Source organism: Bradyrhizobium sp. USDA 223 (assembly GCF_044909005.1).
GTDB lineage: Bacteria > Pseudomonadota > Alphaproteobacteria > Rhizobiales > Xanthobacteraceae > Bradyrhizobium > Bradyrhizobium yuanmingense.
On sequence record NZ_JBIYDR010000001.1, the window covers coordinates 4,027,004 to 4,051,234 of the forward strand.

23 protein-coding genes are annotated in these 24,231 nt (G+C 64.8%); 12 read left to right on the top strand and 11 right to left on the bottom strand.

Translation table 11 applies throughout. The features are described 5' to 3' along the window. Positions 1–128: 128 nt before the first annotated feature. Positions 129–977 (bottom strand): VOC family protein, encoded by an 849-nt coding sequence (locus ABIA40_RS18560; RefSeq protein WP_404542669.1) that lies wholly within the window; start codon positions 975–977, stop codon positions 129–131. 212 nt (positions 978–1,189) lie between these two features. Here ABIA40_RS18560 and ABIA40_RS18565 point away from each other — a divergent pair, with 212 nt between their 5' ends. After that, on the top strand, positions 1,190–2,083 hold the full coding sequence (locus tag ABIA40_RS18565; protein ID WP_036043087.1) for a sugar kinase: 894 nt from the start codon (positions 1,190–1,192) through the stop codon (positions 2,081–2,083). A 6-nt stretch (positions 2,084–2,089) separates the two neighbouring features. Then, complete coding sequence (locus ABIA40_RS18570) at positions 2,090–2,998, top strand: ribokinase (protein WP_404542671.1); 909 nt, start codon at positions 2,090–2,092, stop codon at positions 2,996–2,998. A gap of 157 nt (positions 2,999–3,155) precedes the next feature. Here ABIA40_RS18570 and ABIA40_RS18575 read toward each other — a convergent pair whose 3' ends face one another. After that, entirely contained in the window at positions 3,156–4,373 is a 1,218-nt protein-coding gene (locus ABIA40_RS18575; protein ID WP_404542674.1) for an NAD(P)/FAD-dependent oxidoreductase, read from the bottom strand. Between the two features lie 227 nt (positions 4,374–4,600). Between ABIA40_RS18575 and ABIA40_RS18580 the strand changes: the two genes are divergently transcribed. Then, on the top strand, positions 4,601–5,395 hold the full coding sequence (locus ABIA40_RS18580; protein WP_271545422.1) for an enoyl-CoA hydratase/isomerase family protein: 795 nt from the start codon (positions 4,601–4,603) through the stop codon (positions 5,393–5,395). Positions 5,396–5,632: 237 nt separating this feature from the next. Here ABIA40_RS18580 and ABIA40_RS18585 read toward each other — a convergent pair whose 3' ends face one another. After that, positions 5,633–7,345, bottom strand: coding sequence for an IlvD/Edd family dehydratase (locus ABIA40_RS18585; protein WP_404542676.1), 1,713 nt, complete (start codon positions 7,343–7,345; stop codon positions 5,633–5,635). A 360-nt stretch (positions 7,346–7,705) separates the two neighbouring features. Between ABIA40_RS18585 and ABIA40_RS18590 the strand changes: the two genes are divergently transcribed. Further along, the gene (locus ABIA40_RS18590; protein ID WP_404542678.1) at positions 7,706–8,677 is read left to right on the top strand and encodes a hypothetical protein; all 972 of its coding nucleotides are present in this window, start codon (positions 7,706–7,708) and stop codon (positions 8,675–8,677) included. A 15-nt stretch (positions 8,678–8,692) separates the two neighbouring features. Here the strand turns inward: ABIA40_RS18590 and ABIA40_RS18595 are convergent, their stop codons facing one another. Next, positions 8,693–9,823, bottom strand: coding sequence for a LysR family transcriptional regulator (locus tag ABIA40_RS18595; RefSeq protein WP_404542680.1), 1,131 nt, complete (start codon positions 9,821–9,823; stop codon positions 8,693–8,695). Between ABIA40_RS18595 and ABIA40_RS18600 the strand changes: the two genes are divergently transcribed. From ABIA40_RS18600 to ABIA40_RS18620, 5 genes are read left to right on the top strand one after another with little or no spacing between them, the layout of a single operon-like run. Continuing rightward, on the top strand, positions 9,731–10,543 hold the full coding sequence (locus ABIA40_RS18600; RefSeq protein ID WP_271545428.1) for an SDR family oxidoreductase: 813 nt from the start codon (positions 9,731–9,733) through the stop codon (positions 10,541–10,543). The genes ABIA40_RS18595 and ABIA40_RS18600 overlap by 93 nt on opposite strands. A 30-nt stretch (positions 10,544–10,573) precedes the next feature. After that, positions 10,574–11,107, top strand: coding sequence for a YkgB family protein (locus ABIA40_RS18605; protein WP_271545430.1), 534 nt, complete (start codon positions 10,574–10,576; stop codon positions 11,105–11,107). A 50-nt stretch (positions 11,108–11,157) separates the two neighbouring features. Then, the gene (locus tag ABIA40_RS18610; RefSeq protein ID WP_275496681.1) at positions 11,158–11,604 is read left to right on the top strand and encodes a cupin domain-containing protein; all 447 of its coding nucleotides are present in this window, start codon (positions 11,158–11,160) and stop codon (positions 11,602–11,604) included. Next, positions 11,597–12,049, top strand: coding sequence for a carboxymuconolactone decarboxylase family protein (locus tag ABIA40_RS18615; protein ID WP_157281058.1), 453 nt, complete (start codon positions 11,597–11,599; stop codon positions 12,047–12,049). The genes ABIA40_RS18610 and ABIA40_RS18615 overlap by 8 nt, the downstream gene beginning before the upstream one ends. Positions 12,050–12,091: 42 nt before the next feature. Beyond that, positions 12,092–12,502, top strand: a complete 411-nt coding sequence (locus tag ABIA40_RS18620) for a cupin domain-containing protein (RefSeq protein ID WP_271545434.1) — start codon at positions 12,092–12,094, stop codon at positions 12,500–12,502. A 7-nt stretch (positions 12,503–12,509) separates the two neighbouring features. Here the strand turns inward: ABIA40_RS18620 and ABIA40_RS18625 are convergent, their stop codons facing one another. After that, complete coding sequence (locus ABIA40_RS18625; RefSeq protein ID WP_271545436.1) at positions 12,510–13,334, bottom strand: NAD(P)-dependent oxidoreductase; 825 nt, start codon at positions 13,332–13,334, stop codon at positions 12,510–12,512. Between the two features lie 90 nt (positions 13,335–13,424). On the opposite strand from ABIA40_RS18625, the gene ABIA40_RS18630 reads away from it, so the two are divergent. Then, on the top strand, positions 13,425–14,402 hold the full coding sequence (locus tag ABIA40_RS18630; protein ID WP_404542686.1) for an SMP-30/gluconolactonase/LRE family protein: 978 nt from the start codon (positions 13,425–13,427) through the stop codon (positions 14,400–14,402). A gap of 31 nt (positions 14,403–14,433) precedes the next feature. On the opposite strand, the gene bla is transcribed toward ABIA40_RS18630, so the two are convergent. The 3 genes from bla to ABIA40_RS18645 all read right to left on the bottom strand — a co-directional run bounded on the left by bla (position 14,434) and on the right by ABIA40_RS18645 (position 19,507). Continuing rightward, positions 14,434–15,324, bottom strand: a complete 891-nt coding sequence (bla, locus tag ABIA40_RS18635) for a subclass B3 metallo-beta-lactamase (RefSeq protein WP_404542689.1) — start codon at positions 15,322–15,324, stop codon at positions 14,434–14,436. Between the two features lie 123 nt (positions 15,325–15,447). Then, positions 15,448–16,878 carry an aldehyde dehydrogenase family protein gene (locus ABIA40_RS18640; RefSeq protein WP_404542691.1) on the bottom strand — a complete coding sequence of 477 codons (1,431 nt, stop codon included), beginning with the start codon at positions 16,876–16,878 and terminating at the stop codon, positions 15,448–15,450. A gap of 265 nt (positions 16,879–17,143) precedes the next feature. Then, complete coding sequence (locus ABIA40_RS18645) at positions 17,144–19,507, bottom strand: transketolase (RefSeq protein WP_404542693.1); 2,364 nt, start codon at positions 19,505–19,507, stop codon at positions 17,144–17,146. A 131-nt stretch (positions 19,508–19,638) separates the two neighbouring features. Between ABIA40_RS18645 and ABIA40_RS18650 the strand changes: the two genes are divergently transcribed. Beyond that, entirely contained in the window at positions 19,639–20,100 is a 462-nt protein-coding gene (locus tag ABIA40_RS18650; protein WP_404542696.1) for an Lrp/AsnC family transcriptional regulator, read from the top strand. A 93-nt stretch (positions 20,101–20,193) separates the two neighbouring features. Further along, the gene (ppk2, locus tag ABIA40_RS18655; RefSeq protein ID WP_404542699.1) at positions 20,194–21,114 is read left to right on the top strand and encodes a polyphosphate kinase 2; all 921 of its coding nucleotides are present in this window, start codon (positions 20,194–20,196) and stop codon (positions 21,112–21,114) included. A 5-nt stretch (positions 21,115–21,119) separates the two neighbouring features. Here ppk2 and ABIA40_RS18660 read toward each other — a convergent pair whose 3' ends face one another. From ABIA40_RS18660 to ABIA40_RS18670, 3 genes are all read right to left on the bottom strand, one after another. Then, a complete protein-coding gene (locus tag ABIA40_RS18660; protein ID WP_404542702.1) occupies positions 21,120–22,199 on the bottom strand; it encodes a zinc-binding dehydrogenase in 1,080 nt (359 codons plus the stop codon). A gap of 60 nt (positions 22,200–22,259) precedes the next feature. Next, a complete protein-coding gene (locus tag ABIA40_RS18665) occupies positions 22,260–23,201 on the bottom strand; it encodes a DMT family transporter (protein WP_404546274.1) in 942 nt (313 codons plus the stop codon). A gap of 187 nt (positions 23,202–23,388) precedes the next feature. Next, on the bottom strand, positions 23,389–24,228 hold the full coding sequence (locus ABIA40_RS18670) for an aldo/keto reductase (RefSeq protein WP_404542704.1): 840 nt from the start codon (positions 24,226–24,228) through the stop codon (positions 23,389–23,391). Positions 24,229–24,231 lie beyond the last annotated feature (3 nt).

Genomic DNA, 24,231 nt, shown 5'->3' on the forward strand with positions numbered 1-24,231 from the left:
TGCGTTTGAGAACGTCTCGTCATTCCGGGGCGCGCCTCTTGGCGCGAGCCCGGAATCCATTTGGCGGCAGAGTCAGTCGCGAAATGGATTCCGGGTTCGATGCTACGCATCGCCCCGGAATGACAGAATCAATCCACCGGCTTCGGCGAGCGCTCCAGCAGCACGGTCTGAATCCCGCAGGTGCCGCTCCGCACGGTCATGATGCGCGTGCCCGGCTTGCGGCCGGTGCGGACCTCTGAGACGTCGAGTCCGCTCGCGATCAGGCGGGCGCGGGTGGCGTCGATGTCGCTGACCCGCCAGCTCAGGCCCCAGAGCCGGTCATGCGCGGCATCGCCGCCCGCGACCGGGCGGCGCACCACCTCGACGATGAGGTCGCCGCAGCGGAAGAACATCAGCTGGCCCCAGTCCTGGTGCGAGCGGTCGAGCGCGAGATCAAGGCCGAGCCGGGCGCCGTAGAGCGCGGCGGCGCGCTCGGAATCCTCGGTGGTGACGACGACGTGGTCGAGCCCCTCGATCGGCCCGATGTCGGTCACGGCGGACTTCGGACGCTCGTCGGCCAGCTCCAGGAAGAACATGCGCACGCCGCGCGTCAGCTCGGTGGCGGCCCGCGTGCGCTTCCAGTGCAGCACGGCGTCGGTGCCGGCGTCGCTGCTCTCGACCTCCGCGACCGGGTCCGGCCTCAGGGCCACCCGCTCCAGCCGCCGGTGCATCTTGCCGATGTCGGCGACACGAAAGCACAGGCTGGCGAGCATGCCTTCCTGGTCGCCGAGCAGTGCGCGCATACGGTCGGCGGTGACGCTGAAGCCGTGAGGGGCCATCAGCTCGATGGTCATGTTGTCGAGGGTGAACAGCACCCGGTCGGCGCCCTCGCCCGAGTTCTGCCAGGCCGGCGCGCGGGCGAGCAGCGTCTGATAGGCCGCCTTGGCCGCACCGATATCGCTCACCAGAACGACGACGTGATCGAGGCCGGTGATCATTCTGCACCCTTTTTGTGGACCGGGAACCCCGGGAGCGAACGACGGCGTTTCTCCGGGCTTGGCATTGGCCTGTGATGGTCGTATTCCCGGACCATGCTGACCTCAAGCGCTTCGGGCGGCAGTTTTGCGAATAATTTCAGCGTCCCTCCGGAGCGGAACCGGTGCTAGAGTAATCTCGCCGGCCGGGACCACAAGCGCATCACGGACAAGCAATGCAGGCTCTCTTCATCGGACAGACCTATATCGACGTCGTCTTCATCACCGACCACATGCCGACCGGCGACGAGAAGCACGTGGCGCGCGACTACGCGGTCTCATTCGGCGGCAATGCGGTGACGGCGGCGTTCTGCTGCGCCAAGCTCGGCATCGTGCCGGACCTGATCGCGACCGCAGCCAATGACTGGCTGGGGCGCATGTTCCAGGATATGTGCGCGAAGTACGGCATCTCGCTGCATGGGCGCAAGGTCAACCAGTCCTCGCTCTCCTTCATCATGCCCAAGGACGGCAAGCGCGCCATCGTCCGCTGTCGCGACGACGAGCACATCCACCCCTTTCCGATGCTCAATCTCGGCGGCTGCCGCGCGCTGCACGTCGACGGCCACCAGCCGGATGCCGCCATCCACTACGCCAAGGTGTGCCGCGAGGCCGGCATCCTGACCTCGCTCGACGGCGGCGGCCTGCGCACCAACACCCATGAGCTGCTGGAATTCATCGACGTCGCCATCGTCGCCGAGCGCCTGTGCGAGCAGATGGACCTGACGCCGGAGAAGATGCTCGACTACCTCAAGGGCCGCGGCTGCAAGATCGGCGGCGTCACCATGGGCGAGAAGGGCCTCTTCTGGTACGACGAAACCGGGACGGTGCAGGTGATGCCGGCGATGCCGATCCCGCGCGAGCGCGTGATCGACACCAACGGCGCTGGCGACGTCTTCCACGGCGCCTATGTCTATTCCTACCTCGCCCATCCCGGCAAAAGCTGGCGCGAGCATTTCGATTTCGCCCGCGCCGCCTCGACCTTCAAGATCCAGCGCCTCGGCAACGAGGCCGGCTTGCCGACGCTGGTCGATATCGCCAAGGTCAGGCACGAGTTCGAGGTCAGGGTCTAGAAAAAGATGGGACGCGTCTTCGTTGCCGGCAGCATCAACATGGATGTGGTGGCGACGGCCGATCGCCATCCACGTGTCGGCGAGACCGTCGCCGGCCGCCAGGTGCTGTATTTCCCGGGCGGCAAGGGCGCGAACCAGGCTGTCGCGGCCTCGCGGTTAGGGGCGCGGACCACGCTGATCGGACGGCTGGGCAGGGATTCGTTCGGCACTGAACTGAAGGCCTTTCTCGGCGAGCAGGGCATCGACCTCGGCTACGTCGTCGAAACGGCCGAGGCGCACACCGGGACGGCCATCATCACGGTGGCCGAGGCCGACAACACCATCGTCGTCGTTCCCGGAGCCAACGGGCTGGTCGGCGCTGATGACGTCAAGGTCGTGCCGCTACTGAAGGGTGACGTCGCCGTCAGCCAGTTCGAGATTCCGCTGCCGGCCATCGCCGCCTTCTTCGACCGCGCCCGCGCGGCGGGGGCGGTGACCGTGCTGAACCCGGCGCCGGCGCAGAAGATGCCGGGCGAGCTGCTGGCGCTGGTTGACATCCTCGTCCTGAACGAGACCGAGCTCGGCTTTCTCGCAGGCAGCGAGCTGTCGGACGACGATGAGGCCGCGAAGATCATCGACGTCGCGCGAAAACTTCAGGCGCGGCAGGACCAAACCATCTGCGTCACGCTCGGCAAGCGCGGCGTGCTCGCGCTGGCCGGGCGCGAGGAAATCTCGGTTGCCGGCCGTGTGGTGAAGGCACTCGACACCACCGGCGCCGGCGACTGCTTCGTCGGCGCGCTCGCCGCGCAACTCGCGGACGGCGCAGCCTTGCGCGACTCGCTGAGATTCGCCAACGCCGCCGCCTCGATCAGCGTGCAGCGGATGGGCGCCGGACCGTCGATGCCGACGGCGGCCGAAGTGACGGCGGTGCTGTAGAGGCCTCTTCGCCTCTCCCCGCTTGCGGGGAGAGGTCGGAATTTTGCGAGAGCAAATTCCGGGTGAACTCTCCGCGAGTCCGACTGCCATCGTATGCGCGGAGAAAGCCCCTCACCCCGACCCTCTCCCCGTAAGAACGAGGAGAGGGAGAAGAACTTCACGCCAGCGCGCTCTTGAGGTCGAAGCTCTCGTCCGCGGCCTGCTCCGGCGTGATCGTGCGGTCCATGCTCTGCAAGCGGCGGCCGAACATGTGATCGCCGGCGCGGTTGATCGATTCGATGCCGAGCAGCTTGTCGCCGTGATAGCAGAACGCCGAAAACGCCTTCTTGGCGGGATCGCCGCGCAGCACGACGCGGTCGTAGCCCGTGGTGAGACCTGCGATCTGGAGCTTGTCGTCGCCCTGGTCGCTCCAGAACCAGGGATGGCTGTCGTACGGCTTCTTGTCGCCGGTCAGCTTTGCGGCGAGACAGCGGGCCTGGTCGGTGGCGTTCTGCACCGATTCCAGCCGCAGCGATCCGCCGAAGCGCGGGCTTGCGAACAGCGCGCAATCGCCGATGGCCGAAATGTTGGGATCAGCCGTCGACAGATATTCATCGACGATGATGCCGGCCGCGACCGGCAGCCCTGCCTCGGCCGCGAGTTCGATGTTCGGCAGCACGCCGACGCCGACCACGACGAGGTCGGCGGGCAGATGCCGCCCGTCGCTCAAGGACACGCCGGTGACCTTGCCGGCCTCGGCTTCGATCGCGGTGGCCTGCACGCCGAGATGGATACGGATGCCGGCTTCGCGATGCCGCGCCTGGAAATATTCGGAGACCTCCGCCGTCACCGCCCGCGCCATCACGCGCGGGGCGAGCTCGAGCACGTCGACCTCGAGGCCCTTGATGCGGGCGGTCGCGGCGAATTCGAGGCCGATGAAGCCGGCGCCGATGATCACGGCGCGCATCTTCGACGGCATGATCGCGCGCAGCGCCTCGCTGTCGTCGAGGATACGCAAATATTTCACGTCGGGCAGATTGGCATTGGGCAGATCGAGCAGGCGATTGCGCGCGCCGGTCGCCAGCACGAGGTGCCAATAGTCCAGCGTCTCGCCGGATGCGAGATGCACCTTACGCGCGGAGCGGTCGATCGAGGCGGCGCGGCCCGCGATCAGCTCGATGGTCTGGTCCTGGTAAAACTTCTCAGGCCGGAACATCAGGCTCTCCGGACCCGCGGAGCCCTTGATGTAGGCCTTGGACAGCGGCGGCCGCTGATAGGGCAGATGCGGCTCGTCATTGATCAGGCAGATGCGCTCGGCAAAGCCGGCCTGGCGCAGCGATGCCGCGATCTGGTAGCCGCCATGGCCGGCACCGACGATGATCACCGGGCCAGTCATCGGACAGCCCATTTCCGGAAGACACGAGCGTGACCCATGCCGCCTCCTCTCTCGCTGATTTTGCTTGCTGGCCTTGCGAGGAGCCGGCGCTCGTGTCCGTCCCTTGGCGAAAGCGGCTCCATTTGAGCCTATCATTCCGCCCGGCGCAAGAGCGGTGGTTCGGGGATTGTCACCCCTGCCCTTCTGCGATTTAGTTCGAGCCTCGACCTCCTGCCGGAGAAATCCAGATGACCGCTCCCGTCTCAAAGCCCGACGATCCCGCCCTGCTGCGGATCGACGGCCCGATCGCGACCATCACGCTGAACCGCCCTGCCGCGTTCAACGCAATCGACCTTGCAATTGCGCAGAAGCTCGAGCAGCTCGCGGCCTATCTCGAAGGCGCCGACGACATCCGCGTCGTCGTGCTCGAGGGTGAAGGCCGCGCGTTCTGCGCCGGCGGTGATCTGCAGACGATCGGGGCCGCCGCCGAAGCCGGCACGGTGACGCCCGTCGTCGGCGAGCTATTGAAGCACTATCACGCCTTCATCGAGATCATCAGGCGCATGCCGAAGATCTCGCTGTCGAGCGTGCACGGCTCGGCCGCCGGCGCCGGCATGGGCCTCGCCTTCGTCACCGATCTCTGCATCGCCGCTGACGATGCCAAGTTCACGCCGGCCTATGCCAAGATCGGGGTGTCGCCGGACGGCGGCTCGACGGTCGGCATCGTCGGCACGGTCGGCTCCCGCCGGGCGCTGCAGATCTTTCTGTCCGAGGACAATTTTACCGCGCAGCAGGCCTATGAATGGGGCCTGGTCGCGAAGGTCGCTCCTGCCGCCGAGCTGAAGACCGCGACGCGAAAACTTGCCGAGCGTCTCGCGCAGAACCCGCCGGCTTCGATCGCCAGCACCAAGCAGCTGGTCTATCAAGCGGCGACCACGCCGGTGAAGCAGCAGCTCGATGCCGAGGAGCACAAGATCATCATGGCGATGAACACGGAGGCGTTCCGCACCGCCGTGAAGAAGTTCACGAGCAAGGGAAAGTAGCGGCCACATGACCGGTCACAGGTCTATCGCATATGACCCGTGGCGGCGGTCTGCGCGCACGCCTCGTCCTTCGAGACGGCGCAAACGCGCCTCCTCAGGATGAGGCTCATCAGCGTCAGTGCCCGTTGAAACTGCTGCCGCACTCCGTCCTCATCCTGAGGTGCCCGCCTAAAGCGGGCGTCTCGAAGGATGGCCGCAGGGAAAGCTCTCAAATGCGATACCCCTGCGGTCGGTGACTCAGCCCTTCGCGGGGCCTGTCCTCTGCATGAAGTCAAAATCGCAGCCCTCGTCGGCCTGCAGGATGGTCTCGTTGAACAGCCAGGCGTAGCCCCGCCGTGCCTCCTCCGGCGCGGCCACCGGCTTCAACGCAGCGCGGCGCCGCTCCAGCTCGGCGGCGTCAATCAAGAGCTCGATGCTGCGCTTGGCCACGTCGAGGCGGATCATGTCGCCGTTCTCAACCAGCGCCAGCGGCCCGCCGACGGCGGATTCCGGGGTGATGTGCAGCACGATGGTGCCGAACGCGGTGCCGCTCATGCGCGCATCCGAGATACGCACCATGTCCTTGATGCCACCGCGCGCGAGCTTCTTCGGGATCGGCAGATAACCCGCTTCCGGCATGCCCGGCGCGCCCTTCGGGCCGGCATTGCGCAGCACCAGCACGTCGTCGGCGTTGACGTCGAGATCGGGATCGTCGACCCGCAAGGTCATGTCCTCGACGGATTCGAACACGACGGCGCGCCCGGTGTGCTGCAGCAGCTTCGGGCTCGCGGCCGATTGCTTGATGACCGCGCCGCGCGGGGCGAGATTGCCGTGCAGGATGGCGAGGCCGCCCTCCTTCTTGATCGGATTGTCGCGCGGGCGGATGGCATCCTGGCCGGGCACGTCCTCCGCATTCGCCGCGATCTCACGCAGCGTCTGGCCGCTGATGGTCCTGGCATCGAGATCGACGAGATCGCCGAGCTGCGCCAGCAATTTCGGCACCCCGCCGGCGTGGTGGAAGTGCTCCATATAGTGCTCGCCGGACGGCTTGAGATCGACCAGCACCGGCACCTCGCGGCCGATCTGGTCGAACGCTGCGAGGTCGAGCCGGTGCGGCGAGCGATGCGCCATCGCGGTCAGATGGATCAAGCCGTTGGTCGAGCCGCCGATCGCCTGCAGCACGACTTGCGCGTTCTTGAACGAGGCCGGAGTCAACACGTCGCTCGGCTTCGGGCCCTTCGTCTTGGCCATCTCCGCGGCAATCTTGCCGCTGGCCTCGGCGAGACGGAAGCGCTCGGCATGCGGCGCGGGAATCGTCGCGCTCATCGGCAGCGACAGGCCCATGGCCTCGATCATGCAGGCCATGGTCGAGGCCGTGCCCATCACCATGCAGGTGCCGACCGATGGCGCCAGCCGGCCGTTCACCGCTTCGATTTCGGCATCGTCCATGTCGCCGGCGCGATATTTCGCCCAGAGACGGCGGCAATCGGTGCAGGCCCCCAGCACCTCGCCCTTGTGATGACCGACCACCATCGGCCCGACGGGGATGACCACAGTCGGCAGGTCGGCGCTGATCGCGGCCATCACCTGCGCCGGCAGCGTCTTGTCGCAGCCGCCGATCACGATCACCGCATCCATCGGCTGGGCGCGGATCATCTCCTCGGTGTCCATCGCCATCAGATTGCGCAGGTACATCGAGGTCGGATGCGCAAAGCTCTCGGCGATCGAGATGGTCGGGAACACGAACGGCATCGCGCCCGACAGCATCACACCGCGCTTGGCGGCTTCGATGATCTGCGGGACGTTGCCGTGGCAGGGATTGTAATCGCTATAGGTGTTGGTGATGCCGACGATCGGGCGCTCCAGCGCGTCGTCGGAATAGCCCATGGCCTTGATGAACGCCTTGCGCAGGAACAGCGAGAAGCCGGCATCGCCATAGCTCGTCAGACCCTTGCGCAAGCCGTTCGTCATCAGGTCGCTCCCTTCAGCTTTCGTCGTGGTGGTAAGGCCAGCCCCCTGATTGTCAATAACTCGACTTGCAGGCCTGACGCCTGGTCTTCGGGGCGTCCCGAGCATCGCACGGCCTTGCCGCACGCGACGGCGCCCGACGCGCACGGAATCTCCCGCTTCCAGCCTCTGCGGCGCCGACGTCTCCGGCCCGCCAGCCCGCCGTAGCTCCATTGAACGCAACTAAGAATGATTAGCAAGTAGTTGCACGGCCGGTCATTCTGTGGAATCTTTGTTGCGAATGACTTGCAATCGCAGGGGCTGCTCGTGAACCAAGCTCCTTGCTCGATTAGTGCCGTTGGTTCGCGTGGGTTGGTGGATGTCGTGCTGAGAAAGTCGAACTTCCGGGGCGCAACAGCGGCTGCAATTGTCGTCGCCGGTCATCTGGCGAGTTGCGTCTCCGCCTCTGCCGACGACGGTCCACGCGGCCTCGCCTATGCCTGGGCTGGCTCCGCACCGGCCCCCGGCGTCAGCAAGCTGACGGGAGGTTTGCCGTCGGCTCATTCGGAGATCGACACCGAGCACATCTTCGGTTTCAGCATGGGCTCCGACATCGGCAAGCCCGGCGAAATGGAGATCGAGTTCGAGAATGTCGGCGCGTTCGGCAAGCGCTCCGGCACTTACGCAGCCTGGGCCAATCTCAATCAAGTCAAATACACGGTCTCGGACAACTTCCGGATAGCACCCGGGTTTGCACTGACCGGACAGCACATCAGTGGCGTTCCGGGTCTTGCCGATCATCGCGACGTCGCTTTCGGCGGTGTCGCGCTCGAACTGCGCTACAAGCTGGTCGATCGTGCCGTCGCGCCCTTCGGGTTGACACTCCATGCCCAGCCCGGCTGGAGCCGGATCGACGACGCCAGCGGCATGCATATCGCGCAATATGGCGCAGAGTTTGCCGCGCTGTTCGACAGCGAGCTCGTCAAGGACAGGCTGTTCGCCGCCTTCAACGTCTGGTACGGGACCGGCGGAACCCGCGAGATCTCGACCAATCTTTGGCGACACGATTCCGAGATGCAGCTACAGGCCGCGATCTCGTACGCAGTGCAGCCCGACCTCGTGTTTGGCCTCGGCGTACGCTACGCGCGGGCCTATGACGGCGGCGGCCTCGACCGCTTTTTGGGAGACGCAGTCTTTGCTGGCCCAACCTTTTCCTACAACATCTCGAAGGAGGTCGGCATCTCCGGCACCTGGCAGATGCAGGTTGCCGGCCAGGCGATCGGCGACGTTCGCAGCCTCAACCTCGATCAGTTCGAGCGGCACCAGGCGCTGTTGCGGCTCAACCTGCATTTCTGATGTGCGCGCCCGCAGCTACGCCCGCGGCCTCCGCGGCGCAACGTTTCCGGGACTGTCGGCCAAGCGCGCCCTCAGGCGCGGCCCTGCGAAGTCGAGAAACGCGCGCAGCTTCGCCGGCATGAAGCGGTTGGGCGAATAGACGAAGCTGACCGGCTGCGGCGGCGGTTGATAGTCCTGCAGGAGCGCAACGAGCTCTCCAGACCTCAGCGCATCCGATGCCAGGTAGGAGAACACGACGGTGATCCCGATGCCTGCGCGCGCGGCATCGATGGCCGATTCCAGATTGCTCGCAATGAAGCGCGACCGAACCGGCACTGCATACTCGGTCTGCCCTCGTTTGAATCTCCACGTGCCCGGCGATTGAAGCGGAGGATAGCTGATGCAGTCGTGGGCGGAGACATCATCGGGAGCCTTCGGCGTTCCCCGTAGCTTCAGATAGGACGGGCTGGCGCAGGCGACGCGGTGAATTTCCCCCACGCGCACGGCGATCAGGCCGCTGTCGGCGAGATCGCCGACACGAAGCGCGACGTCAATGTTCTCGTCCAGAAGGTTGAGCGTCCGGTCCTGCAAGATGAGCTGAACATCCACTTCCGGAAATGCCGCAAGGAACTCGGCAAGGATCGGCTGCAAGCATAGCCGACCGAGCGCGACCAGCGTCGTGATGCTGAGATCGCCACGCGGCGTGGTGTATTCGCCGGAGGCAACGCGCTCGGCTTCGGTGAGATCGGCGAGAATTCGCTTGGCCGCGGCGATGTAAGAGCGACCGGCGTCCGTTGGGACGAGCGCGCGGCTCGAGCGATGAAACAGCTTGGTCTGGAGGTGCTCCTCGAGCTCCGAAACCTTCCGGCTCACCGTTGCCAACGGCATTTTCTGACGGCGCGCGGCAGCAGACAGGCTGCCCGCCTCCGCCACCGCCAAGACCACCGACATGCTTTCGAGACGATCCATGGGACACTTCCATATTCTGGAAGGAAAGATCCCGATTTTGCCAGATACCCACCATTTCCGGAAGTGCCTATTCCTCTCCGCACCCAAACCGAAGGAGAGACGAAAATGACCCAGACCAGAAAAGGCACTGCCCTCATCACCGGAGCTTCGACCGGAATCGGCGCGATCTACGCCGATCGCCTGGCGAAGCGCGGCCACGACCTCATCCTCGTTGCGCGCAACAGGCAGCGGCTCGCATCGCTCGCGCGCAGGCTCGGCAACGAAACTGGCCGCAAGGTGGAAACGGTGGAAGCCGATCTCACATCCCCTGCCGACCTCCGCCGCGTCGAGCAACTCATCAGAACCAACGGCAACATTTCGGTGCTGGTCAACAACGCCGGCGTCGGCGCCTCGGCCCCGCTGATCGATTCCGACATCGACAAGATGGAGGACATGATCCGTCTCAACGTCGGTGCACTGACGCGCCTGACCTACGCAGCGGTGCCCGGATTCATCGCCCGCGGCCACGGCACGATCATCAACATCGCTTCCATCGTCGCGATCGCGCCGGAGCTGCTCAACGGCGTCTACGGCGGCTCGAAAGCTTTCGTGCTCGCATTCACCCAGTCACTCGTTCACGAGCTCGCCGGGAAGGGCATCCGCATTCAGGCCGTGCTGCCGGGCGCCACTGCGACGGAGTTTTGGGACATCGCGGGCACGCCGGTTCACCAGCTGCCGGCAGAGATCGTCATGTCGGCCGACGACCTGGTCGACGCCGCCCTCGCCGGTCTCGACCTCGGCGAAGTCGTGACGATCCCGGCGCTGGCCGACAAGTCGGAGTGGGATCGCCACGAGAGCGCGCGGCTTGCCATGACGAACAAGCTCTCGAGCACCATTCCCGCCCCTCGCTACAACCTGCACACGCACGTGAGTGCGTGAGCGAACAACCGGCATCAAACGGAGATCACCATGTCACGCATCATCAGCCATGCGTCCACCTCAACCATCGCCCTGCGCCGCACGATCAGTTGGCGCGAACAGTCTGAACGCCTGCTTGCTTACGCCGAACCGATCAGCCGAATCGGTCTCTACGCGTCGCTCGCAATCATCTACGCCTGGTTCGGCGGCATGAAATTCACCGATTACGAAGCACAGGGGCTGGTGCCCCTGGTCGAGAACAGCCCGCTGCTGCGATGGTTCTACACGCTGTTCTCGGTCCGCGGCTTCTCGACCTTTCTCGGTTTCGTCGAACTCAGCATCGGGGTTCTGATCGCGCTCCGCCTGTCCAGCCCGATCTACTCCGCGGCCGGCGGCCTGTTGTCGGCCGGGCTGTTCGTCACCACGCTGAGCTTCATGATCTCGACGCCCGGCGTCGTCGTGCCGGAGCTCGGGGCCCCCGCGATCACGGTCGCTCCGGGACAGTTCCTGCTGAAGGACGTCGGCCTGCTCGCCGCTTCCTTCTGGGTGTTCACGGACTCGCTGAAGGCCGTCATCCGCAGCTGAACAAAGGCACCACAGCACAACAGACACGAACTCTAAACAGGAGATCCTCCATGAAAGTGCCATCCATTCTCGCTGCGGCTTGCGTTGCCATTTCCATTGCGAGTGCGGCGCCCAGCGCCGCCCACGGCATCGGCGAAACGGTCACGCCCCATTTCGAGCAATCGATCCCCAACATCCCGGGCAAGTCACTTGTGGCCCTGGTTGTGAACTATGAACCCGGCGGAAGATCGCCTTCGCACATCCACGCAAAGTCGGCCTTCATCTTTGGTTACGTGCTGTCAGGCGCAATCGAGTCACAGGTGAACGATGGACCTAGGCGGGTCTATCGCGCCGGCGAGAGCTTTTACGAGCCGCCGGGCTCCAAGCATCCTGTCAGCCGCAATGCGAGCCGGTCCGAGCCCGCAAGCCTGCTCGCAGTATTCGTCGTCGACAGCGGCGAGAAGGAACTGACCACTGCCGTCCAGCAGAAACACCCTCAAGGAGAGAAACATGAGTAAGCGTCTCGACTACAACCAGATCGCGCCAGCCGGCATCAAGGCGCTCGGCGGCGTCTACGGCTACGTCCTGCAAAGCCGGCTTTCTGCCACGCTGATCGAGCTGGTCTATCTGCGGATCTCCCAGATCAACAATTGCGCCTACTGCCTGGACATGCACACCCGCGACCTGCTCAAGAAGGGAGAGAAGGTCGAGAAGATCGCGCTGCTGCAGGCATGGCGCGAGGCCGGCAATCTCTTCGACGAACGCGAACGGGCTGCGCTGGCCTGGGCAGAGACGGTGACGCGGGTTGCCGAGACGGGCGTGCCGGACGAGGCATACCAGGCCGCAAGGGTCGTGTTCGAGGAGCGCGAGCTCGTCGACCTCACGATCGCGATCAGCCTGATGAACGCCTACAACCGCATGGCCATCAGCTTTCGCGCAACCCCGGCGGCTGCCGCCGGCTGATGCTCCCCCACAACATCCTGCATAACTCGAAAGGACATTCACATGACTAAACGTGGGATCGTGGTTGCGGCGGCGCTGATCGTCGCAACCAGCCTAGCTTCGCTCTCGGCACGATCCGAAGAGCCACGACTGGGAGACATCAAGCGCACACATCTCATGAAGGAAGCACTGAGCGCGCCCGGGCGCGAGGTCGTCCAGGTTCGCGTCGACTTTCCTCCGGGCGTCGTTGCCGCCAGGCACAGTCACCCGGGCGAAGAGCTCGTCTATCTGATCGAAGGCGAGCTGGAATATCGGCTCGACGGCAGGCCGCCGCTGATCCTGAAGGCCGGCGACGTGCTGCTCATTCCTCACGGAGTGCATCATGCAGTGAAGAATGTCGGCAGCGGCAACGCCGCGGAGCTTGCGACCTACATTGTCGAGACCGGCAAGCCGCTGTTGACGCTCGGCCGGTGAACGATCACTACCGCTTATTCCAGTCGATGATCCGGCTCGGATCAGCATCGAACTCCATGCTGCAGAACGTGCCGCCCTGGAAATAATCGCCAACCGGATCCGGCTTCAGCTTGGCCTGCTCGGCCATGGCGTGCTCGCGGAAATCTTCGGCGCGGCCTGTCGGGCGATAGCCGAATTCGTAGGCGCGGTGGTTGTCCCACCAGGCGCGCTCGTTGAAGGAGGCGCCGTAGAAGATCTCGAAATGGATGTCGGGATGCTCGAGCCCGATGCGGCAGAGCTGCACGAGGTCATCGGGCTTGAGCCAGATCGAGAGCCGGCGCTTGTCCAGCGGCATGTCGCCGAAATTGCCGATGCGCAGGCAGGTCACCTTCATCCCGTGCTTGTCGGCGTAGAGCGCGCCGACGGCCTCGCCGAACACCTTGCTGACGCCATAGCGGCCGTCAGGGCGCGGGGTGACGTCGGTGCCGATCTTGTGGTGGCGCGGATAGAAGCCGACGGCGTGGTTCGACGAGGCGAACACCACGCGCTTGACGCCCTTGCGGTAGGCCGCCTCGAACAGATTGTAACCGCCGATGATGTTGGCCTGGAGGATCTGATCCCAGGTGCCTTCGACCGAATAGCCGCCGAAATGCAGGATGCCGTCGACGCCCTCGCAGATCGCCTCGCATTGCGCGAGATCGGCGAGGTCTGCGGCCTTGAATTTTTCATCGGAGCCGAGATCAGCCGGCGGCTTGATATCGGACAGTAGGAGATCCGAGTAGATCGGCGGCAACAGCTTCCGCAGGCTGGTGCCGATCCCGCCCGAAGCTCCCGTCATCAGAATACGCGGCATGTCGTCCCTCGCCGTTGGTGACCGAATTTGCGATCACGTGTCTCTAATGATAGCAGGATTGTCCAGAGGGAACGAAACGAGAGAACCGGCATGAATGAGGCATCGTCCCACACGGAGGAACGGCCAGGCTGGCAGCCGGCGACCTATTACCCCGATCCCGCGATTAGGGCACTCGATCCTCGCTTCGAAAAATACTGGCTGAAGCTTTCGGCGGTGGAGCGGCTGGCGACCGGCCTGCGCTGGGCCGAGGGGCCGGTGTGGTTCGGCGATGGGCGTTATCTCCTGTGCAGCGACATCCCGAACCAGCGCATCCTCAAATGGGAGGAAGAGACCGGTGCGGTCAGCGTGTTCCGCAAGCCCTCAAATTTCGCCAACGGCAACACGCGTGACCGGCAGGGCCGGCTGATCACCTGCGAGCACGGCGGCCGGCGCGTGGTGCGCACCGAGTATGACGGCAGCATCACCGTGCTGATGGATCAATTCAACGGCAAGCGGTTGAACTCGCCGAACGATGTCGTTGTTAAATCGGACGGCTCGATCTGGTTCACCGATCCGACCTTCGGCCTGCTCGGCAATTACGAGGGCTACAAGGCCGAGCCCGAGATCGAGCCCAACGTCTATCGACTCGATCCCGAGACCGGCAAGGCGACCATCGTCGCCGAAGGCGTGCTCGGACCGAACGGGTTGTGCTTCTCGCCGGACGAGAAAATTCTGTATGTCGTGGAATCGCGGGGCGTGCCGAACCGAAAAATCCTCGCCTATGACGTTTCGCCCGAGGGCACCACGATCTCGAACAAGCGCGTCCATATCGATGCCGGCCCGGGCACGCCCGACGGCATGCGCTGCGACATCGACGGCAATCTCTGGTGCGGCTGGGGCATGGGCGATCCCGAGCTCGACGGCGTGGTGGTGTTCGCACCCGACGGCGTCATGATCGGCCGCATCGCCCTGCCCGAGCGCTGCGCCAATGTCTGCTTCGGCGGCGTCAAGCGCAACCGCCTGTTCATGGCCGCGAGCCAGTCGATCTACGCGCTGTATGTGAACACGCAGGGTGCGGTAGGGGGATAGGCTCCACAGCGCGCCCAACCACCGACCGTCTCTACCCCTTCTTCTCCTGTGCCGCCGCGGTCTGCTTGACGAGCGCCTCTTCGAACGCCTTTTCCAGCGATGCCGCATAGACCTTGAACTCGCCCGGGTCGACAAACGGACTGGGCCCGCCGCCGGCGAGCTTGGCGCGCTTCTCGGCCATCTTGTACATCTCGGGATGGGGAGCCAGCAGGATGTCGACCTTCATGTCCTTGGCACGCGCAAAGGTCTTGCGATAGTCGTCGACGATGCCGGCATAGGTCGGGCTGCCGACAAGCCGGTTCAGCGCGACGGTGCCGCTGCAGAAGATCAACACCGAGCGTGTTGCATCGCCATCCTTCACCGAGAAGGCCCAGCTGGTGCAGCCCGGCGAATGGCCGGGCGTCTCGCGCGCCGTTAGCGTGACGCTGCCGACCGCGACGGTGTCGCCCTCACGCACCGTGCGGTCGACTTTCACCGGCGGAAAGTCGAGCGCCTTCTCCTCCTGCGCACCCGGATAATAGCCGCCTTCGAGCAACGGCTTGTCGGCCTCGCCCGCGACCATCTGCGCGCCGCTCGCCTGCTTCAACTCGGCAAAGCCGCCGGTGTGGTCGATATGGGCGTGGGTGTTGATGAGATACTTGATGTCGCTGATCTTGAAGCCGAGCTTCTCGATGCTCGTCGTGATCTGGGACGTCGATTCCGGCATCACGGTATCGACCAGAATATGCCCCTGTGGCGACGTGATCAGGTAGGACGCAAGGCCGTTAGTGCCGACATAGTAGACGTTGTCGACGATCTTGAACGGCTCGGTCGGTTCGTTCCATTTCGCCCTGAGCGTGTTGAGCAGACCCTTCACCGTCTGGGCCTGCGCAGCGCCTGACAGCGTCAGCAGCGCAACGAATGCGATGATCAGTTGTCTCACGTTCCGTCCCTTTGCTTTTATTGATTTGACGGGCTGTTGTCGCCGTGAAGCGGCTGGTCTCACAGCAAAGATGCCGGCTTCCCTGGAAGCCGGCATCCCCTCGCGGCGCAAGCGCCGTATGAACTACGCCGCGTTGAAGCCGGCGACCGCCTTCACTTCGAGGAAGTCCTCGAGGCCGAACTTGCCCCACTCGCGGCCGTTACCGGACTGCTTGTAGCCGCCGAACGGCGCGGTGCGGTCGTTGGGTACGCCCTGCAGGTTGACATTGCCGGCGCGGATCTGGCGGCCGACGCGCTTGGCGTCCTCGACCGTCGGGCCGGTGACGTAACCGGCGAGGCCATACGGCGTATCGTTGGCGATCTTGACCGCGTCGGCTTCGTCCTTGGCGCCGATGATGGTCAGCACCGGCCCGAAGATCTCCTCGCGAGCGATCGTCATGTCAGGGGTGACGTCGGCGAAGATGGTCGGGCGGACATAGAAGCCCTTGTTGACGCCTTCGGGCAGGCCCGGGCCGCCGGCGACGAGCGTTGCGCCCTCGTCGATGCCCTTCTTGATCAGCCCCTGGATCTTGTCCCACTGACCGCGATTGACCACCGGGCCGATGGTGGTGCCTTCGGCGCGGGGATCACCGGCCTTGGTCTTGTCGGCGACGGCCTTCGCGATCGCGGCGACTTCCTTCATCTTCGACAGCGGCACGATCATGCGCGAGGGCGCGTTGCAGGACTGACCGGAATTGTTGAACATGTGCATCACGCCGCCGGTCACCGCCTTCGTGAGGTCGGCGCCTTCGAGGATGACGTTCGGCGACTTGCCGCCAAGCTCCTGGCTGACGCGCTTGACGGTCGGCGCTGCGCGCTTCGCAACGTCGATGCCGGCGCGGGTCGAGCCGGTGAATGAGATCATGTCGATGTCGGGGTGCTCGCTCATGGCGGCGCCGACCTCGGGGCCGAGGCCGTTGACGAGGTTGAACACGCCCTTGGACACGCCAGCTTCATGCAGGATCTCCGCGAAGATCAGCGCAGAGGTCGGCGTGAACTCGCTGGGCTTCAGGATCATGGTGCAGCCGGCGGCGAGCGCGGGCGCGACCTTGCAGGCGATCTGGTTCAGCGGCCAGTTCCAGGGCGTGATCATGCCGACCACGCCGATCGGCTCGCGCAGCACCATGGCGGTGCCGACCGGCTCCTCGAAATGATAGTTCTTGAGCACGTCGAGCGTGGTCATGAGATGGCCGAGGCCGGCGCCGGCCTGCAGCTTCTCCGCCATCGGCAGCGGCGCGCCCATCTCGTCGGAGACGGCGGCGCCGATCTCCTTAAGGCGGCCCTTGTAGATCTCGATGATCTTGCTGAGCAGCGCGACGCGCTCTTCGCGGCTGGTCTGGGAGAAGGTCTCGAAGGCGCGCTTGGCGGCGGCAACCGCCTTGTCGACATCGGCCTTGGAGCCGAGCGCAACCTCGTACATCGCCTCTTCCGTCGCCGGATTGATCACGGCGGTGGACTTCTTGACGGCGGGATCGACCCAGGCGCCGTCGATGTAAAATTGCATGCGATTGACCATCGTTAACCTCTTCTTGGGGGCTTGGAGGGGGCGTTTCGGCAGGCATCCTTGCACGAAAGCGCCGGCAATTGAACCCGCCATATGCGGGGCCAGCGTTGCGGCGGACGGAGGTTATATGAGCCGGTGGCGGGAACGTGGCAAGGCACTCTCAGCCGTCATTCCGGGCGCGCGGAGCGCGAGCCCGGAATCCATACTCCCGATCGTGGTTATGGATTCCGGGCTCGACGCTGCGCGTCGCCCCGGAATGACGAGGCAGTTACCTCCACTACACCGCCATCTTCCGGTGCAGCACCGGTGCGCCGGTGGTGAGGCTTTCGGCCGCATCGATGATCGCGTTCGCATCGATGCCGTAGTGCCGATAAAGGTCCGCGATGCTGCCGGTCTGGCCGAACTGCTCGACGCCGAGCGCCTCGGCACGGTGGCCGCGGACGCTGCCGAGCCAACCGAGCGCAGACGGATGGCCGTCGATCACGGTCACGATGCCGCAGTCGCGCGGCAGCGGCGCCAGGAGCTTTTCGATGTGGCTGAGATGCTGCACGCCGCGGCGGTCGCGCCGCAATTTCCGCGCGGCGGTCCACCCCGCATGGAGACGATCGGCCGAGGTGATCGCGAGCAGCCCGACGTCGCGGCGGCTCTCGCCGATGAAGCCGGTCGCCTCGATCGCCTCAGGCGCGACCGCGCCGGTATAGGCGATCACGACCTCGGCATTCGGCCCCGGCTTGCGCAGCCAATAGGCGCCGTCGGTGATGCCCTGTCGCAGCTCCGGTGTCATGATCCGCTGCGCCTGCTCGATTGAGCGCGTCGAGAGCCGCAAATAGACCGAGCCGCCCTCGCCTGGATCGCGCTGCATGTGCTCGAAGCCGAAAGCCATGATCACGGCGAGCTCGTCGACGAAGGCCGGCTCGAACGAGGCGAGGCCGTCTTGCGCCATGCCGATCAAGGGCGTTGCGATCGACTGATGCGCGCCGCCTTCGGGCGCGAGCGTGATACCCGACGGCGTCGCCGCCACCATGAAGCGGGCGTCCTGGTAGCAGGCGTAGTTCAGCGCATCGAGGCCGCGCTCGATGAAGGGATCGTAGAGCGTGCCGACCGGCAAGAGCCGCTCGCCGTTGATCTGGTGCGACAGGCCGAGCGCCGAGAGCATGATGAACAGGTTCATCTCGGCGATGCCGAGCTCCAGATGCTGGCCCTTTGGCGAAGCGTCCCAATTGTAGGTCGAAGGAATTTTCTCGCTGCGGAATAAGTCCGCCTTCTCGGCCCGCGCGAACAGGCCGCGGCGATTGACCCAGGGGCCGAGATTGGTGGAGACGGTGACGTCCGGCGAGGTCGTGACGATGCGCCTGGCGAGCTCGCTGTCGCTGCGCGCGATCTCGTTCAGCACGAGGCCAAAGCCCTGCTGGGTCGACATCTGCGGCGACGGCTTGAAGGCGAGCTGTTGCGCCACCTCGACGACGGGCGCCGTGAGCCGGCGGCCATCCTGGTTGAACGGCACCCGCGCGAGGAAGGCCTCGAGCTCGGCTGCATCCTGCGACAGCCCTTCGAACTTGTCCCATTCGTGGCCGGGCCGGATGTTCTGGCTCTCGCGATACTTCTCCATCTGCGCAACAGTCATCAGACCGGCGTGGTTGTCCTTGTGGCCCTGGAACGGCAGGCCGACGCCCTTGATGGTGTAGGCGATGAAGCAGACCGGGCGGTCGTGATCGATCGCGTCGAACGCCTCCAGCATGCTCGCCATGTCGTGGCCGCCGAGATTCGACATCAGCGCCAAGAGCTCCTCGTCGCTGCGCTTGTCGATCAGTCTTGTGATCGGGCCCTGGTCGCCGATCTCATCATGGAGGTGCTTGCGGAAGGCTGCGCCGCCCTGGAAGCACAGCGCCGCATAGAGCGCGTTCGGGCAATTGTCGATCCAGCGCTTCAGCGCCTCGCCGCCGGGCTCGGCGAAGGCCTCGCGCATCAGTCGGCCGTATTTCACGATGACGACGTCCCAGCCGAAATTGCGGAACATGGTCTCGAACTTTTCCCAGAGACCTTCGCGCACGACGGCATCGAGCGACTGCCTGTTGTAGTCGACCACCCACCAGGTGTTGCGCAGGCCGTGCTTCCAGCCCTCCGCGAGCGCTTCGAAGATGTTGCCTTCGTCCATCTCGGCATCGCCGACGAGGGCGATCATCCGCCCCTCGCGGCGGTCCTTCATCCAGCCGTGCGCCTTGACGTAGTCCTGCACCAGCGAGGAGAACAGCGTCTGCGCGACGCCGAGGCCGACCGAGCCGGTGGAGAAGTCGACGTCGTCGACGTCCTTGGTGCGCGAGGGATAGGACTGCGCGCCCTTGAAGCCGCGAAAATTCTCCAGCTTCTCGCGGCTCTGCCGGCCGAACAAATACTGGATGGCGTGGAACACCGGGCTCGCATGCGGCTTCACCGCGACGCGGTCCTCAGGGCGCAGCACGTGGAAGTACAGCGCCGACATGATGGTGGCGAGCGAGGCGGACGAGGCCTGGTGGCCGCCGACCTTGAGGCCATCCGCATTGGAGCGGATGTGGTTGGCGTGGTGGATGGTCCAGGACGACAGCCACAGCGCCTTGCGGCTGAGGGCGGTCAGGATTTCGAGACGGGCGGGGTCAACGGGCATGGCGATGCTCCGGGAAATATGCACCGATCATACGCCTGCGCGGTGCGTCAAACTTCTCAATTTTTCGCGCCGTACCCTCCGATATTGGGATACTTTACCAACGTAGCAGACAAAATGCAGGTTTCATCCCAATGCCCGAGCTCGACGCCATCGACCGCAAGATCCTCAGCCACCTTCAGAACGACAGCCGCCTGACCATGCAGGAGCTCGCCGACAAGGTCGGGCTCTCGGTCTCGCCCTGCCATCGCCGGGTCAAGCTCCTGGAGGAGCGCGGCGTCATCTCGCGCTATGTCGCGACCGTGAACCAGAAGGCGCTGGGACTGCATGTCAGCGTGTTCATCTCGATCAAGCTGGCACGGCAGAAGGAGGAGGACCTCAACCGCTTCGCGCGCGCCATCTCGAAATGGGACGAGGTGCTGGAATGCTATCTGATGACCGGCAACCGCGACTACCTGCTCCGCGTCGTCGCCGCCGACCTCGCCTCCTACGAGACGTTCCTGAAGACCAAGCTGACCCGGCTCGACGGCATTGCCTCGATCGAGTCCAGCTTTGCGCTCAGCCAGGTGAAATATTCGATCGCCCTGCCGGTGTGACCTGGCTCCGAGGTATTGGCGGGTTGTCACATGGGCGCAACAAAGCCCGCCGATGGTCGTTGGTAACTGGCATCCTAGCGGAGAGAAGGACCCATGACCGCAGCCGATCGCAAATCCGAGATCTCCAAGCGCGCGCGCATCATCCAGGAAATGGCCGATGATCTCGACGAGGAACTTGAGATGGAGCTGGATGATGCCCGTCTCGACGAGCTCCTCGACGAGACCGGAACCCTGAAACCGACGGTCGATCGCAGGCTCTATTTCCGGGAACTGCTTCGCCTCCAGGGCGAGTTGATCAAGCTCCAGGACTGGGTGCAGAGCGAGAGGAAGAAGGTCGTGGTGCTGTTCGAGGGCCGCGACGCCGCCGGCAAGGGCGGCGTGATCAAGCGCATCACGCAACGGCTCAATCCGCGTATCTGCCGCGTCGCGGCGCTCCCCGCGCCGAACGAGCGCGAGCGCACGCAATGGTATTTCCAGCGCTACGTCGCGCACCTGCCGGCCGGCGGCGAGATCGTGCTGTTCGATCGCAGCTGGTACAACCGCGCCGGCGTCGAGCGCGTCATGGGCTTCTGCTCGGAGAACGAATATCAGGAGTTCTTCAAGACAGTGCCGGAGTTCGAGCGCATGCTGATCCGCTCCGGCATCATCCTGGTCAAATACTGGTTCTCGATCACCGACGACGAGCAGCAGTTCCGCTTCACCATGCGGATCAAGGATCCGCTCAAGCAGTGGAAGCTGAGCCCGATGGACGTCGAGTCCCGCAGTCGCTGGGAGGCGTACACCAAGGCCAAGGAGACGATGCTGGAGCACACGCATCTGCCGGATAGCCCGTGGTGGATCGTCGATGCCGTGGACAAGAAGCGCGCCCGGCTCAACTGCATCGCACATCTATTGACTCAGATCCCGTACCAGGAGGTCGTGCGGGCTCCGGTGACGCTGCCGCCGCGCGTGCGACATCCCGACTATCAGCGAGGCCCGGTCCCGCCGGAGATGTACGTGCCGGCGAAATATTGACACTCCTACCGCCACGGCTGCACGATGATCTTGGTGTGGGCTTCGGGGTTGGCGAGATCGGCGAAGGCCTTGGCGACGCCGTCGAGGCCGACTTCGGCGGTGACCATCGCGGCCGCGTCCACCTGCCCTTCGGCGATCAGGCGCAGCGCCGCAGCAAACTCCTCCGGGGTGTAGCCGAGCACGTATTGGACGTTGAGCTCCTTCATGATGCCGAGCATGGGCTCGCTTCTGTCGCTCTCCATGCAGACGCCGACCACGACGATGCGCGCATCGCGCGGGGCACCCTCGAATACCTGCTGCAACAGGCCGGGCACGCCGACGCATTCGAAGATGATGGCGGGCTTCAGCGCGGGCAGCATGGCCTGGAACGGCGGCCGCGCCGCCTTCTCGGCCTCCGACATCTGCGCGTGCTCGGCCCAGGTCGTATAAGGCTGCGACGTGCGGGGATCGACGACGATGTCGGCGCCGAGTTTTGCGGCGAGCGCGCGCCGCGCCGGCGAATAGTCGGCCGCGATGATCGGATGCAGGCCCTTGATCCGCAGCGCCGCGATCACCGCAAGCCCGACCGGGCCGCAGCCGATCACGAGCGGCACCTCGCCGCCACGAATATTGGCTTTGGCGACGGCATGAACGCCGACGGCGAGCGGCTCGGTGAGCGCGGCATGCTCCGGCGCGAGGCCATTGGGTACTTCGAGCAGCAGCGCTTCGCTCAGCAGCATCGCCTCGGCATAGCCGCCGATATTGTCGTTGGAATAGCCGATCCCTTCGATGCCCTGCGGCGTCACCAGCGCGGGAAGCGAGCAGACCTGGGTTCCCGGCTTCAGCTTGCGCGATGTGCCGGCGCCGTAGTCGACGATCTCGCAGCAGAATTCGTGGCCGAACACGACGTCGCGGCTGAGATCCATCGGCTTGCGTCCGGTCTTACGCGCCATCTCCACCATGCGATGGGCGTGCTGGCGCGCGTGCAGATCGGAGCCGCAGATGCCGCAGGCGAGCGTCTTGACCAGAACCTGGCCGGGGCCCGGCGTCGGCTCGGCCATCCGACCTACGACGATTTCACCGTTCCTGAAAATCGCGGCGCGCATCCGGCTCCTCCCTGATCGTTGGAGCCGTTGATAGCATGACGCGAAAGCTGCGAACTTGCGTCAGGCGTTCGGAGACCGCTCTTCCAGCACGAGCAGCTGGGCGCGGCGGACGCGCTCGCGATGGGCGATGTAGAGACCGCTGGCAACGATGAAGGCTGCACCAACGACGGTCCAGATGCTCGGGATCTCGCCGAAGATGAAGAAGCCGAGAATGCTGACCCACAACAATTGGGAGTAGGAGAACGGCGCCAGCACCGAGGCATCGCCGTAGCGATAGGCGAGCACGACGATCCACTGGCCCGCGGTCGAGGCGACGCCGATGAAGATACCGAGCGCGATCGCGGTCCAGGACGGCGTCACCCAGACGAACGGCACGATCGCGGTGAGGATGGCAAGGCCGGTGAGCGAGGAATAAGCCATGGTGGTGACGACGGCTTCGCGTCCGCTCATCATCCGCGTCAGGATCAGCGTGCCGGCCCAGCACGCCGCCGAGACCAACGGAAAGAAGGCAGCGGGGTGAAACGCGCTGGTGCCCGGGCGCAGGATGATCAGCACGCCGATCAAGCCGAGCGCGGTGGCGAGCCAGCGGCGCATGCCGACCTTCTCGCCGAGGAACACGATCGAGAGCGCCGTGACGAACAGCGGCGCGACGAAACCGGTGGCGGACGCTTCCGCGATCGGCAGGAAGCCGAGGCCCGTGATGAAGAACAGCGAGGAGCCGAGCAGGGCCGCCCCGCGCATCACGTGCAGGCCGGGACGCTTGGTCCGCATCGCATAGAACGGCGAAGCGGGCAGCATCACGGGCGTGAACAGCAGCGTGAAAGTCAGGAACCGGATCCAGGTGATCTCGATCGAGGGCAGGCTGGTCGAAAGATATTTCGCAGTGACGTCGGAGCAGCCGAGAAACACCGTCGAGAGCAGGATCAGCGCGATGCCCTTGAAGGGATGATCGACGCGCGCAGGCGCGCGGCGAGCCTGCTGCTTCTTCTCCGGCACAGGCATGGGAATACTGTCGAGCCTTGCGGCTGCGGCGGGCGGCGGTGTCACGGCTGGAACCCGGGCAAAATGCGAATCGAGAACAGCCGTAAAAAACGACAAATGCCCCGCGTTCACAACTTCCGAAAACAGGATGCCGATATGCGCGAGCCGCTGCGCGCGTCAATGCTCCGTTAATATTGCCCGTTGTGCACTACAGCATGGGCAGGCCGCGCGGCCTCGGCCCGCGCGGAAACACCGCGTCGAGCGCGTCAACCTCATCTTTCGTCAGCACGAGATCGCCCGCCGCCGCATTCTCGCCGGCATGTTCCGCGGACGAGGCCTTCGGAATCGCGAACACCGTAGTCGCACGGGTCAGGAAGCCCAGCGCGACCTGACGCGGCGTCGCACGATGCGCTTCCGCGATGCGCGCCAGCACGGCGCCGCCCTTGCTGCTGCTTGCGGGGAAATCGTCGTGGCCGAACGGCGAGTAGGCGACGACGGCAACAGTGTGCCGTTCGCACCACGGGACGACCGCATGCTCGATCGCGCGCTCCTTCAGATGATAGAGCACTTGGTTGCAGGCGATCCGGCCCTCGCCGGAGACTTCGAGAATCTCGTCGAGATCGTCGGCATCGAAATTGGAGACGCCCCAGGATTTGATCTTGCCTGATTGCACCAACTCTTCAAACGCAGCGACGGTGTCCTCCAGCGGATAGGAGCCGCGCCAGTGCAACAGATAACAGTCGAGCCGGTCGGTCTTCAGTCGCTTCAGCGAGCGCTCGCAGGCGGTGATGGTGCCGCGGCGCGAGGCGTTGCTGGGCAGCACTTTCGAAACGAGAAACACTTCATCGCGCCGGCCTGCGATCGCATCCGCAATGACGAGCTCGGCATCGCCGTACATCTCGGCGGTATCGATGTGGGTCATGCCGAGATCGAGCCCGCGCTGCAGCGCCGCGATCGCGCGCTTGCGGTCGCCGTGGTCGAGATACCAGGTGCCCTGCCCGATGACGGAGACGTTTGCGCCGGTCTTGCCGAAGGGTTTTGTGTTCATGGT

Excerpts from the sequence above, each read along its gene's own strand:
- ABIA40_RS18670 (WP_404542704.1), bottom strand. The coding sequence starts at position 24,228 with ATGAACACAAAACCCTTCGGCAAGACCGGCGCAAACGTCTCCGTCATC.
- ABIA40_RS18575 (WP_404542674.1), bottom strand. The coding sequence starts at position 4,373 with ATGACTGGCCCGGTGATCATCGTCGGTGCCGGCCATGGCGGCTACCAG.
- ABIA40_RS18650 (WP_404542696.1), top strand. The coding sequence starts at position 19,639 with ATGCCCGAGCTCGACGCCATCGACCGCAAGATCCTCAGCCACCTTCAG.
- ABIA40_RS18625 (WP_271545436.1), bottom strand. The coding sequence starts at position 13,334 with ATGCCGCGTATTCTGATGACGGGAGCTTCGGGCGGGATCGGCACCAGC.
- ABIA40_RS18620 (WP_271545434.1), top strand. The coding sequence starts at position 12,092 with ATGACTAAACGTGGGATCGTGGTTGCGGCGGCGCTGATCGTCGCAACC.
- ppk2 (WP_404542699.1), top strand. The coding sequence starts at position 20,194 with ATGACCGCAGCCGATCGCAAATCCGAGATCTCCAAGCGCGCGCGCATC.
- ABIA40_RS18630 (WP_404542686.1), top strand. The coding sequence starts at position 13,425 with ATGAATGAGGCATCGTCCCACACGGAGGAACGGCCAGGCTGGCAGCCG.
- ABIA40_RS18610 (WP_275496681.1), top strand. The coding sequence starts at position 11,158 with ATGAAAGTGCCATCCATTCTCGCTGCGGCTTGCGTTGCCATTTCCATT.
- ABIA40_RS18615 (WP_157281058.1), top strand. The coding sequence starts at position 11,597 with ATGAGTAAGCGTCTCGACTACAACCAGATCGCGCCAGCCGGCATCAAG.
- ABIA40_RS18585 (WP_404542676.1), bottom strand. The coding sequence starts at position 7,345 with ATGACGAACGGCTTGCGCAAGGGTCTGACGAGCTATGGCGATGCCGGC.
- ABIA40_RS18645 (WP_404542693.1), bottom strand. The coding sequence starts at position 19,507 with ATGCCCGTTGACCCCGCCCGTCTCGAAATCCTGACCGCCCTCAGCCGC.
- ABIA40_RS18600 (WP_271545428.1), top strand. The coding sequence starts at position 9,731 with ATGACCCAGACCAGAAAAGGCACTGCCCTCATCACCGGAGCTTCGACC.
- ABIA40_RS18640 (WP_404542691.1), bottom strand. The coding sequence starts at position 16,878 with ATGGTCAATCGCATGCAATTTTACATCGACGGCGCCTGGGTCGATCCC.
- ABIA40_RS18560 (WP_404542669.1), bottom strand. The coding sequence starts at position 977 with ATGATCACCGGCCTCGATCACGTCGTCGTTCTGGTGAGCGATATCGGT.
- ABIA40_RS18570 (WP_404542671.1), top strand. The coding sequence starts at position 2,090 with ATGGGACGCGTCTTCGTTGCCGGCAGCATCAACATGGATGTGGTGGCG.
- ABIA40_RS18580 (WP_271545422.1), top strand. The coding sequence starts at position 4,601 with ATGACCGCTCCCGTCTCAAAGCCCGACGATCCCGCCCTGCTGCGGATC.
- ABIA40_RS18665 (WP_404546274.1), bottom strand. The coding sequence starts at position 23,201 with ATGCCTGTGCCGGAGAAGAAGCAGCAGGCTCGCCGCGCGCCTGCGCGC.
- ABIA40_RS18605 (WP_271545430.1), top strand. The coding sequence starts at position 10,574 with ATGTCACGCATCATCAGCCATGCGTCCACCTCAACCATCGCCCTGCGC.
- ABIA40_RS18565 (WP_036043087.1), top strand. The coding sequence starts at position 1,190 with ATGCAGGCTCTCTTCATCGGACAGACCTATATCGACGTCGTCTTCATC.
- ABIA40_RS18660 (WP_404542702.1), bottom strand. The coding sequence starts at position 22,199 with ATGCGCGCCGCGATTTTCAGGAACGGTGAAATCGTCGTAGGTCGGATG.